10 protein-coding genes are annotated in these 12,442 nt (G+C 32.7%); 5 read left to right on the top strand and 5 right to left on the bottom strand.

Going from position 1 to position 12,442, the window contains the following annotated elements:
• The 5 genes from B4I81_RS02905 to B4I81_RS02925 all read right to left on the bottom strand — a co-directional run bounded on the left by B4I81_RS02905 (position 1) and on the right by B4I81_RS02925 (position 6,288).
• A complete protein-coding gene (locus B4I81_RS02905; RefSeq protein ID WP_291107262.1) occupies positions 1–1,362 on the bottom strand; it encodes a phospholipase D-like domain-containing protein in 1,362 nt (453 codons plus the stop codon).
• A 127-nt stretch (positions 1,363–1,489) separates the two neighbouring features.
• Positions 1,490–3,514, bottom strand: a complete 2,025-nt coding sequence (locus tag B4I81_RS02910) for a M3 family metallopeptidase (protein ID WP_291107265.1) — start codon at positions 3,512–3,514, stop codon at positions 1,490–1,492.
• A 160-nt stretch (positions 3,515–3,674) separates the two neighbouring features.
• Positions 3,675–4,157 carry a 5-(carboxyamino)imidazole ribonucleotide mutase gene (gene purE, locus B4I81_RS02915; RefSeq protein ID WP_291107358.1) on the bottom strand — a complete coding sequence of 161 codons (483 nt, stop codon included), beginning with the start codon at positions 4,155–4,157 and terminating at the stop codon, positions 3,675–3,677.
• Positions 4,158–4,501: 344 nt separating this feature from the next.
• The gene (locus B4I81_RS02920) at positions 4,502–5,680 is read right to left on the bottom strand and encodes a 5-(carboxyamino)imidazole ribonucleotide synthase (protein WP_291107268.1); all 1,179 of its coding nucleotides are present in this window, start codon (positions 5,678–5,680) and stop codon (positions 4,502–4,504) included.
• Between the two features lie 71 nt (positions 5,681–5,751).
• Positions 5,752–6,288: a hypothetical protein gene (locus B4I81_RS02925; protein ID WP_291107271.1), complete on the bottom strand. Its 537-nt coding sequence runs from the start codon at positions 6,286–6,288 to the stop codon at positions 5,752–5,754.
• Between the two features lie 108 nt (positions 6,289–6,396).
• Here B4I81_RS02925 and hpt point away from each other — a divergent pair, with 108 nt between their 5' ends.
• The 5 genes from hpt (at position 6,397) to B4I81_RS02950 (ending at position 12,436) form a co-directional block, all read left to right on the top strand.
• A complete protein-coding gene (gene hpt / locus B4I81_RS02930) occupies positions 6,397–6,927 on the top strand; it encodes a hypoxanthine phosphoribosyltransferase (protein ID WP_291107274.1) in 531 nt (176 codons plus the stop codon).
• 57 nt (positions 6,928–6,984) lie between these two features.
• On the top strand, positions 6,985–7,560 hold the full coding sequence (locus tag B4I81_RS02935) for an adenylate kinase (RefSeq protein WP_291107277.1): 576 nt from the start codon (positions 6,985–6,987) through the stop codon (positions 7,558–7,560).
• Between the two features lie 117 nt (positions 7,561–7,677).
• The gene (locus B4I81_RS02940; RefSeq protein ID WP_291107279.1) at positions 7,678–8,952 is read left to right on the top strand and encodes a hemolysin family protein; all 1,275 of its coding nucleotides are present in this window, start codon (positions 7,678–7,680) and stop codon (positions 8,950–8,952) included.
• A 141-nt stretch (positions 8,953–9,093) separates the two neighbouring features.
• Complete coding sequence (obgE, locus tag B4I81_RS02945) at positions 9,094–10,104, top strand: GTPase ObgE (protein ID WP_291107282.1); 1,011 nt, start codon at positions 9,094–9,096, stop codon at positions 10,102–10,104.
• A 184-nt stretch (positions 10,105–10,288) separates the two neighbouring features.
• Positions 10,289–12,436 (top strand): S46 family peptidase, encoded by a 2,148-nt coding sequence (locus B4I81_RS02950; RefSeq protein WP_291107286.1) that lies wholly within the window; start codon positions 10,289–10,291, stop codon positions 12,434–12,436.
• The last annotated feature ends 6 nt before the right edge of the window (positions 12,437–12,442 follow it).

A 12,442-nucleotide genomic window follows, 5' to 3' on the forward strand; every position in this document is an offset into this window, starting at 1 on the left:
TTAGTTATTTAATTCAATTTTTAGGTTTTGTAATTCTTTTTCTAGCTGGGTTTTGGTTTCAGAAAAATAGGTGTCCCAGTTAGCAATGTTGTTAATCGTTGCGTATATATCGCTTTCTTTTAGAATAATGATTTCATTTTCAATATTTTTTAATTTCTGTTTTAATTTGGTTAAAGTAATTTTTAAATTTTCTTTTTCAGAAATTGAATCAGATTGTGAAACGAATTTTTTTCCGTTTTCTAAATCATATAACAATTGATTTACTTTTTCGATGTCGTGTTCATCGTATGCTTTTTTAAGTTCAATAAAGATTTGCTCAGCTTCGGCTTTTTGTTCTTCGCTTACTTTGTCGGGATGACATAGTGTAGTAGCTTTTCTAAAGTTTTTCTTTAGTTCTTTCTTTTCTTCATTGTTGAGATCAAATCGTTTTTTCTCTTTTTCAGTGTCATATTGTTTGCTGTAGTTGTTAAAATCATCTTCAGCTTCGGCTTCTTTTTTATGGTTTTTGTATTTGATTTTTCTAAGTCGTAAAACTTCTAAAATGACTTCGCCTAATTCTATGGTATGAAGGTATTGAAAATCTTTAAGAATATTCTCAATTTCAATTTTTTCATTGTCAAAAGCGTTAATTTGATTTTCTAACAGTTTGATTTCTAATTTTAAACTAGCAACTTCAGGATCGTTCCAAATTGTAATTTGTTGATAATTGTTAATGAAATTTTGAATGATAGAAATAGCATCTGAAAAAGCATGTTGATTCAAATATTGAATCAGCAAATTGATATCTTCATTGAATTCAAATGGTTTTAATTTTTTAGTTGTTTCATTAATTTCTTCAATATCTTCAAGAATGATTAGGTTTTTAATAATTTCTAAACGTTTGATGATTTTATCCAAAGGAAAAAAATCTTCGCTTTTGTTCTCATTTGGATAATACTTTTTAACTATTTGATTAAATTCTGAAACAAATTGGTTGGCAAGAGAAGTGTTGTTTGAGTTGATAACAATATTTTCAAAATTGCTTTCAGCCTTGTAACTCCAATTGTAGGAACCTGTAATTACTGTGTTAAAATCAATGACACAAAATTTATTATGCATTAATTCGGTGTCGCCGTTTCCTATTTTATAAACTTTACATTTATTTTTTTTAAGCAATTCAAAATTAATTTTAGAACTGTTGTTTATTTCATCATTAGAAATTATGAGCTGAATTTTACAGTTTTTATTAGCTTTTTCAAATAATTTATCGAAAATATTTTTGTTAGTAAACCAAGCGACTGCAATGTAGATTGAATGATTGGCATTTTCAATTTCTTCAATTATACGATTGGCAATATTTTCAAAAACAGCTTCTGTTTGCATTTTATATAGATTTCCTCAAAAATAACAAAAAAAGGATTACCAATATTTTATCGATAATCCTTTGGGTTCATTTTATTAACAATTTTTCAACTCCGACAGAGTTGCAAACTCTGTCGGAGTTAACAATCTACAAAAGCCCCGCCCTCTTCAACAACGCCTCCACTTTTGGTTCCTGACCTCTGAATTTTTTATACAATTCCATTGGTAACTCGGTACCACCTTTAGCAAGTACGTTGTCTTTGAATTTGGTTGCAACTTCTGTATTGAAAATCCCTTTTTCTTGGAAATAGGCAAACGCATCGGCATCTAAAACTTCCGCCCATTTGTAACTGTAATATCCCGAAGAATAACCGCCTTGGAAAATATGTGAAAAAGAAGTACTCATGCAATTTTCTTCCACATCTGGATATAACGATGCGATTTCCATAGCTTGTTTTTCAAAGGCTTTCACATCGTCAATAGTTTGCGATTTTCCATGATACGCCATGTCTAAAATTCCGAAACTTAATTGACGTAATGTTGCCATTCCTTCTAAGAAACTCGCGCTTTCTTTGATTTTTTCTACATATTTTTGCGGAATAATTTCGCCCGTTTCGTAATGTTTGGCAAATAAAGCCAATGCTTCTGGTTCGTAACACCAGTTTTCCATCACTTGACTCGGTAATTCCACAAAATCCCAATACACCGAAGTTCCTGATAAACTTGGATACGTTGTATTGGCTAACATTCCGTGCAATGCGTGTCCAAATTCGTGAAACAATGTTGTTACTTCGTTAAAAGTCAATAATGATGGTTTTGTTTCAGTTGGTGGCGTGAAATTACAAACAATAGAAACATGTGGTCGTTCGTTGATTCCTTCCTTTATATATTGTGGTTTGTAGGATGTCATCCAAGCGCCATTTCGTTTTCCTTTTCTTGGGAAGAAATCCGAATAGAAAACAGCTACTAATTGTCCTTCAAAATCTAATACTTCAAAAGTTTGCACATCTTCGTGATATTTGTCAATATCAAAAACTTCTTTGAAGGTGATTCCGAATAACTTTTCCGCAATCGTGAAAGCGCCGTTCAATACATTTTCTAGTTTGAAATACGGTTTCAATAACTCATCATCTAAACTGAATAATTTTTGTTTAAATTTTTCCGAATAATAAGCGCCGTCCCATTTTTCTAATTGGTCAATTTCGTCTAATGCTGCCGCGAAAGCTGTTAATTCAGCAAACTCTTTTTGAGCCGCTGGTTTTGCTTTTTCTAATAAATCATTTAAAAACGATTGTACTTTTTCTGGATTTTGAGCCATTCGTTCTTCTAAAACAAAATGCGAATGTGATTCATAACCCAATAAATTAGCACGCTTGTGACGCAATTCCACAATACGTTTTACATTTTCTTGGTTATCGAATTCGTTATTCTGAAATGCTTTTTTTCCAGCTGCGATGGTAATTTCTTTTCGTAATTCACGATTCTCGACATAAGTTACAAAAGGCAAATAACTTGGAAAATCCAAAGTAAAAACCCAACCTTCTAAGTTTTTCGATTTTGCCAAACTAGCCGCCATTTCTTTAGCGCCATCAGGCAAACCTTTTAAATCGGCTTCGTTAGTAATATGCAATTGATAGTTATTGGTTTCAGCCAAAACATTTTCGCCGAAAGTCAGTTTTAGTTTGGCTAATTCCGTATCGATTTCGCGTAGTTTTAATTTGTCTTCTTCATTTAGTAAAGCACCATTTCTAGAAAAACCTTTGAATTTTTTATCTAATAAAGTCGCTTGTTCGGTAGTTAATGTTAAAGTATCTTTTTGATCATAAACGGCTTTAACTCTTTTGAATAAGTCTTCGTTCAAAGCAATATCGTTACTAAAAGCGGTAAGCAAAGGAGAAACTTCTTGTGCGATTTTTTGCATTTCGTCGCAAGTTTCAGCCGAATTCAAATTGAAGAAAATATTTGATAAACGATCTAATTGCTCTCCAGAATAATCCAAAGCTTCAATTGTATTCGAAAAAGTTGGTGTCTCAGTATTATTTACTATGCTATCGATTTCTTTTTTTGCAACTTCAATTGTTTTTTCAAAAGCTTCCTTATATTCTGAAAGATTTATCTTACTAAATGGAGCCGTATTGTGTTTTGTTGTAAATTTTTTTAAAAAAAGTGTCATAAAAATTTGTTTTTACCGATAAAGTGTATAATTTTGTCGATGAAATGATGTTGCAACATCCTTTTTTGTCCCAAACAGAGAGAGAGTAGAATTTTTTTATAGTTGTCACTTAATTGTGAGTAGAAATCCCGAATTAGCAATAACTCGGGATTTTCTATTTTTATTTTAATCCTTCTGAAGCTTTTAATACCGCTTGTTTCAAACCTTCTTTGTAGGCGATAATTTTATCTAAAACACATTTATCAGAGCTTCCGATAATTTGTGCTGCTAAGATTCCAGCATTTTTAGCGCCGTTTAATGCTACAGTTGCTACAGGAACTCCTCCTGGCATTTGCAAAATCGATAAAACCGAATCCCATCCATCAATAGAATTGCTCGATTTTACAGGAACTCCAATTACAGGAAGTGGCGACATAGAAGCAACCATTCCTGGTAAATGAGCCGCACCACCAGCGCCAGCAATAATTACTGAAATACCTCTTTCGTGCGCATTTTTACTGAAATCAAATAATTTTTCAGGAGTTCTGTGTGCCGAAACAATATCTACTTCGGTTTCAATATCAAATCCTTTTAATATGTCTATGGCTTCTTGCATTACTGGCATATCCGAAATGCTTCCCATTATTATGGCTACTTTCATAATTAGCCCCCTAACCCCCAAAGGGGGAATTCCTACTAGGGGTGAGTAGGGTTTATTTTTTTGTTAGTTTTATTCTTAAAATTAAAATTGTTAAAAAACAAATTATATAATTTAAAATGAAATTTTTAAAATTTGAACCGTGTAATAAATCAATCCCATTACAATTGTCACTGACTGCTAGTTGATTATAATAATTTAGTGGAAATCCAATTTTTAAATTAGGAGAAGTTCTATTTATAGTATTAAAAACCAAAGAAAACAGAAAAGATATAAACGACAAAATACAAAACAAAATTGTCGAATAAAAAATAATATGTAAAATCTTTTTTGTCATTTTCAATTCGGTTTTAAATTCCCCCTTTTGGGGTTAGGGGGCTACTAATAACTCTAATACTATTCTTCACTTCCTCAGCAATTCTTCTCGCTTCCGTCATATTTTCATTTACAATGGTAACGTGTCCCATTTTTCGGAAAGGGCGTGTTTCTCTTTTTCCGTAAATATGAGGCGTTACGCCGTCAATTGCCATGATTTTCTCTATGTTTTCGTAAACTACTTGTCCAGAATAACCTTCTTCACCTACTAAATTTACCATAATTCCGGCAACTTTGCTATCGGTGTTTCCTAAAGGTAAGTTTAAAATCGCACGCAAATGGTTTTCAAATTGCGAAGTATAACTCGCTTCAATCGAATAATGTCCCGAATTATGTGGACGAGGAGCGACTTCGTTTACCAAAATTTCATCGTCTGATGTTTGAAACATTTCAACAGCTAATAATCCAACGTGATTGAAAGCTTCCGAAACTTTTAAAGTAACTTCGGTAGCTTTTTGAGCCACTTTTTCATCAATTCGAGCCGGACAAATTACATATTCTACTTGATTGGCTTCAGGATGAAATTCCATTTCTACCACGGGATAGGTTTTTACTTCTCCAGAAACAGAACGAGCCACAATTACAGCTAATTCATTTTTGAACGGAACCATTTCTTCAGCAATACATTCTACATCAGGTAATTTTACCAAGTCTAATGCTGAGCGACAAATTTTAACGCCATTTCCATCATAACCAAATTGCGCACATTTCCATACGAATGGAAATTCTAATTCGTCTTTTGCTAGAGCATTTCTCAAATCGTTTAAGTCAACAAATCGTTGGTGTGGCGAAGTGGGAATATCGTTTGAAACGTAATAATCTTTTTGTTTTCCTTTGTTTTGAATCAAACGTAAGGTTTTTGGCGAAGGATAAATTGGTAATCCTTCTGCTTCCAATTTATCTAAAGCGTCTAAGTTTACATTTTCAATTTCGATAGTTAACAAATCGACCATTTTACCAAATTGGTAAACGGTGTCAAAATCCATTAAACTGCCTTTGTAAAATCCGTTGCAACTGTATCGTGCGGGAGCTTCTTCGCTTGGTTCTAAAACTAAAGTTTGAATATCGAATTTTCGAGTTTCAGTCAAAAGCATTTTTCCTAATTGACCACCTCCTAAAATTCCTAATTTAAAATCAGAAGAAAAATAATTCATCGTGTGTTGTTGTTTGTGTCGCAAAGATAAGAGTAAGAATTTAGAATTCAGAATTTAGAATTCAGAAAATACTATTTGTTGAGTTTCTTTAATAAATTTCGAGTTGCTGCTTGGTAAGCAGCGGTATGATTCGAATAATCTTGCTCGATGATGGTTTTTAATTCTTCGTGAATCCAATCGTATTTCTTTCCCAAGACAAAAAGAGCTTTCATGGCATACACTTTTGCTGCTACTTTTTCGTCTTGAATCAATCGGTCAATTAGCGCTTCGATTAAATTGTGTTCTTGTTGTTGTGTGAGAGAAATTCCGTTTTTTCTATGATTGCTTTTGGTGAGAAAAAAGGCAATTTTAGTCGCTGGTCGTAATGCCGAATCATCTTTTATTTTGGGAAGAACGCTACAGAAATCTTCAATATAAGGAATAAATTGTTTCAGTTTCTTTTCGCAAACCAAATCCAAACTCCAAAAGGCTTTAACATGTAATTCATGTTGGATGTCAAAAGCTAATTCAGTCATTTCGCTAAGATTTTTTTCATCTTTCATGGCAAAATTGCTTACCATTTTTCGGCTGGCTACATGACAAGTGCTTTCTTCGATTTTCTGATACATTTGGCTTTTCATTCGGTAAATATATCAAATTTGCAAAAAAGTTGAAATACTTTGTAGCTATTCATTTGACTTTCTTAAATTTGTTGTTTATTTCTAAATCTAACTAAAGTGATACAACTACACGATAAGAAATTTGAAGTTTTTATCTCGGGAGAGGAGATTAACTTCGCCATTGAAAACATGGCCAAACAAATTGAAGACGATTTTTGCGATGATGTTCCTGTTTTTATTGGCGTTTTGAATGGCGCTTTCATGGTGGTGGCTGACTTATTGAAAAAATACAGTCACAATTGCGAAGTTTCATTTGTAAAAATGGCTTCGTATGAAGGAATGCAAACTACTAATGAGGTGAAAGAACTAATTGGTTTGAACCAAAGTTTAGAAGGTCGTTCTGTAATTATCGTGGAAGATATTGTAGATACTGGAAATACGATTGAGGAATTAAAAGCTATTATGAAGCAACACAATGTGAAACATTTCAAAATTGCTACTTTATTCTTAAAACCAGAAGCCTATACAAAAGACATTAAATTAGATTATGTAGGTATTCGAATTCCAAATAAATTTATCGTAGGATATGGTTTAGACTACGATGGTTTAGGAAGAAATTTAAAAGACGTATATCAATTATCTGAGTAAAGAAAATAGAATAGAGAAAATAGAATAAAGACTAAAATTTATAAACACAACAAAACAATGATCAATATCGTATTATTTGGGAAACCTGGCGCAGGAAAGGGAACGCAAGCCGATTTTTTAAAACACAAATACAATTTAGTGCATTTATCTACAGGGGATATTTTTAGATTTAATATTAAAAATGATACTGAATTAGGAAGATTAGCTAAAACTTTTATGGATAAAGGTGATTTGGTTCCAGATGAAGTAACTATTAAAATGTTGCAAAGCGAAGTAGACAAAAATCCACAAGCAGCAGGTTTTTTATTTGATGGTTTTCCAAGAACAATTGCACAAGCAGAAGCTTTAGATAAGTTTTTAGAAGGTAAAAATCAAGAAATTATTGCAACAGTTGCTTTGGAAGCTAATGATGAAATCTTAGTGCAACGTTTGTTAGAAAGAGGAAAAACTTCAGGTAGACCAGACGATCAAGACGAAGAAAAAATCAGAAATCGTTACCAAGAATACAACGAAAAAACCGCGCCATTAATGGATTATTACAAAGCGCAACACAAATTTTACGCAGTCGATGGTATTGGGTCTATTGAAGAAGTGACTGAAAGATTAAGTTTGGTTTTGGACACATTTAAATAATAAAATAAGGCCCGAGAGATAAATTTCGGGCTTTCGATTTTTTTTTCGATATTTGCACACTGAAAAGGAGCTATTTCCGTAATTTGGGATTTTAGCTCTTTTTTTATAATTTTAAATATGGAAATTTTAATCATTCTCTTTCTGATTATTTTAAACGGTGTTTTCTCAATGTCGGAAATCGCATTGATTTCAGCTCGTAAAAACCGATTAGAAACAGCGGCTAAAAAAGGAAATAAAAATGCAAAAGTAGCATTAGATTTAGCCAATTCGCCAAACGAATTTTTATCTACTGTTCAAATCGGTATTACTTTAATTGGGATTTTAACGGGTATTTATTCGGGAGATAAAATTACTACCGATGTACGAAATTTTGTAGCTACTTTTGAAGCATTAAAACCGTATTCGGAATCTATTGCTGTGGGAATTGTAGTAGTGGTATTAACATTTTTCTCTTTAGTTTTAGGTGAATTATTGCCAAAAAGAATCGGTTTAAATTATCCAGAAGGAATTGCAAAAGCAGTTGCGGTTCCCATGAAATTAGTTTCTACCATTACAATGCCTTTTATATGGTTGCTGACTATTTCAACTGAATCTTTGATGAAACTTTTGCAAATTAAACCAACAGCTGACGGAAAAGTTACAGAAGAAGAAATCAAAGCCATTATAAAAGAAGGAACTGAAGTAGGTGAAGTTCAAGAAATTGAGCAAGATATTGTGGAACGTGTTTTTCATATTGGCGATAGAAAAGTTAATTCATTAATGACACACCGAAATTCAATTGTGTATTTGTCTTACGAAGATTCCATTGAAGAAATCAAAGCGAAAGTTTTAGATGAATTGCATTCGGTTTATCCAGTATGTGCGGATAATTTAGACGATGTAGAAGGAATCGTTTTGTTGAAAGATTTGTTTGCCAGTTTTGAAAAAGGAAATTTCGATTTAAAATCGATAATTAAAGAGCCGGTATATTTTATTGAGCAAACATCGGCATATAAAGCATTGGAAAATTTCAAGGTTTCAAAAGTGCATTATGCTTTGGTTACCGATGAACACGGTGTTTTTCAAGGAATAATTACATTGAATGATATTTTAGAAGCGTTAGTAGGAGATGCGGCTGATTTCTATGAAGACGAATTTAAAATTGTAGCAAGAGAAGACGGTTCGTGGTTAGTTGACGGACATTATTCGCTGCACGATTTCTTAATTTATTTTGATATGGATGAGTTAATTGGAGATTACGAAGTAACAACAGTAAGTGGATTAATCATAACAGAATTAGGAGTAATCCCAAAACAAGGACAAAAGTTAATTTGGAACAAATTAGAGTTCGAAGTTATCGATATGGACGGTGTTAAAATTGATAAAGTTTTAATTACCAATTTAAAAGAATAATAATTAAGTATTCAGTGTTCAGTATTTAGTATGCAGTTCTAAATAGTGTCATTGAGAATAACAAATTGTTATCAGAAAAGAGGTTTTGTAGGTTGGAAAATTACTGAACACTCAACACTGATAACTGAACACTAAGAAAAGATGACAGAAGGAAATTTTGTAGACTACGTAAAAATATATGTTTCTTCCGGAAAGGGAGGAAAAGGGTCGTCGCATTTACACAGAGAAAAATTTATTGAAAAAGGTGGACCCGATGGTGGTGATGGAGGTCGTGGTGGACACGTATATATTAAAGGAAATAAAAATCTTTGGACTTTATTTCATTTAAAATTTTTGAAACACGTTCGTGCGGGTCACGGTGGCGATGGAGGAAGTTCAAGAAGTACAGGTCATGATGGAGAAGATAAATTTATTGAAGTCCCATTAGGAACAGTTGTAAAAGATCAAGAAACGGGTGATGTTTTGTTCGAAATTACAGAGCACGATGAAATGAAAATCATAGCAGAAGGTGGAAAAGGAGGTTTAGGTAACTGGCATTTTAGAAGTGCTACGAATCAAACGCCTCGTTATGCACAACCAGGTATGCCTGTAAAAGAAGTAGATGTAACTTTAGAATTAAAAGTATTAGCAGATGTAGGTTTGGTAGGTTTCCCTAATGCAGGAAAATCAACTTTGTTGTCAGTTTTAACTTCGGCAAAGCCAAAAATTGCCGATTATCCATTTACAACTTTAAAACCTAATTTAGGAATTGTAGCTTACAGAGATTTTCAATCGTTTGTAATGGCTGATATTCCTGGAATTATTGAAGGTGCAGCAGAAGGAAAAGGTTTAGGTCATTATTTTTTGCGTCATATCGAACGAAATTCAACTTTGTTGTTTTTAGTTCCTGCGGATGCCGATGATATTAAGAAAGAGTACGAAATTCTGTTAGATGAATTACGTCGTTACAATCCAGAAATGTTAGATAAAGATCGTTTAATTGTGATTTCAAAATGCGATATGTTAGATGACGAGTTAAAAGCAGAATTGAAAAAACAATTGGATAAGGAATTTAAAGGAACACCTTATATGTTTATTTCATCTGTTGCACAACAAGGTTTACAAGAGTTGAAAGACAAATTGTGGCAAATGTTGAATGCTGAAGAAAAATAAAAAAAGTTAAAATAAACGTAAGAAAAAGCATCTTTTATTTGAAGGTGCTTTTTTGTTTTTAATGCAGTTATTATAATAAAAAGTTAAAATTGCTTCAATCTAACTTGATTTTGAAATGATAATTTTATCGAAATCGTATTTTTAAGTATATTCGCCACACAAATCAAAAGAACACAGATTTATTATGAAAAAATTAGTATTATTTGTCGTTTCTGCTATTATGCTTGTGCCAGCTTCGGTAAAAGCAGATGAAGGAATGTGGTTTTTAATGTTCATTGAGCGTTTAAATCACCGCGACATGCAAAAAATGGGCTTGCAATTAACAGCCGAAGAAATTTACAGTATCAACAACCACAGTTTAAAAGATGCTATCGTTCAATTTAATGGTGGATGTACAGCTGAATTAATTTCAAAAGATGGATTGGTTTTGACTAATCACCACTGTGGATATGATGCCATTGCAGAATTATCTTCAGCAGAAAAAAACTATTTAAAAAATGGGTATTGGGCAAAAAACAGAGCTGAAGAGTTAAAACCTTCAAGTTTATATGTACGTTTCTTTGTTCGTATGGACGATTGTACAAAAAGAATCTTATCTGTTGTAAATCCTTCAATGAGCGAAGCGGATAGAGAAAAAGCTATCAATGCTGAAATCGCGAAAATTGAGAAAGAAAACAACGAAGGTGGGAAATATACAGTTTCTGTTCGTCCATTTTTCCAAGGAAATGAATATTACTATTTCGTTTACCAAGATTACAAAGACGTTCGTTTAGTAGGAACTCCACCAGAAAGTTTAGGAAAATTTGGTGGTGATACAGACAACTGGGAATGGCCACGTCATACAGCAGATTTCTCTATGTTTAGAGTGTATGCTGATGCAAACGGTAATCCAGCTGAATACTCTACAAATAACGTTCCTTTACAACCAAAACATTATTTACCAGTAAACATTGGTGGAGTTAAAGAAAATGACTTCGCAATGATTTTAGGTTATCCTGGTAGAACTAACCGTTGGATGCCAGCAGGCGGAATTGAGCAAAACGTAAAATTTGCTTATCCAGCTTGGGTTGAAGGTTCTAAAACAGGAATGGACAATATGAAAAAATATATGGTTCAATCTGATGCTTTAAACCTTATCTATGCTTCTAAATTTGCAGGAGTAGCTAATTACTGGAAAAACCGTCAAGGAATGATTGATGCATTGACAAAATTTGGAACAGCAAAAACAAAAGCAGCTCAAGAAGCTAAATTCCATAAATGGGCTAATCAACCAGCTAACAAAGCAAAATATGGTAATGTAGTTCCTACAATTAATAAATATTATGCAATGACGAATGAAAAATCACGTCATGATAATTATTTAATGCAATTATTTAGAACTTCTGCTTTTGGAACTGTTAGTAGAGGTTTAGGAAGACAATTAGAAAATTATGCTAAAGCAGATGCAGCTAAAAGAGCACAAATGGCACCTGCAATCTTAGAAATGGTGGATGAAATGTATAAAGAAATGCATATTCCAGCAGAGAAAGATATTTTAGCGGCACAATTAAATTTATATTCTAGTAAAGCAGGTTATACTTTGGCTCCAATGGTTGAAAAACTAGCTAAAGAAAACAATGGCGATTTTACTAAATATGTAAACGCAGCATTTGATTTAAGTATTTTTACTTCTGTTGATAGAGTAAAAGCTTTCTTAAATTTACCATCTGAAGAATTACTTAAAAATGATCCACTTTATGTATTAACAAATGATTTATTAACTCATTATAGCTTTAGAAGTGAGGAATTAATCAAAGCTCAAAACGATTTTGGTGCTTCTTTCCGTTTATTGGTGGAAGGTTTGAGAGAATCTAAAATTGGAGAAATTAAATATCCAGATGCCAATTCAACTTTACGTTTAACTTATGGTAAAGTACGTTCTTTACCAGCAGACAAACGTAATGATGCTAAAATTAATAACTACACTACATTAGCTGGTCAAGTTAAAAAATACAAAAAAGGTGATTTAGAATTTGATTTGCCAGAAAGAGTATTACAAATGAACGCAGCTAAAGATTTCGGTCGTTACGCAGATAAAGATGGTTCATTACATGTAAATTTCTTAACTGATAATGATATTACAGGAGGAAATTCAGGTTCGCCAGTATTAAATGGAAAAGGTGAATTAATCGGTTTAGCATTCGACGGGAACATCGAAGCTATGGCAGGTGACGTAATCTTTGACAAAAAATTACAAAGAACAATCAACGTAGATATTCGTTATGTATTGTGGGTAATTGAGAATTTCTCAGGTGCTAAACACATTGTAGACGAAATGACTATTGTGAAGTAATTTTTA

This window comes from Flavobacterium sp. UBA6195 (genome assembly GCF_002422095.1).
In the GTDB taxonomy this organism is placed as follows: Bacteria; Bacteroidota; Bacteroidia; order Flavobacteriales; family Flavobacteriaceae; genus Flavobacterium.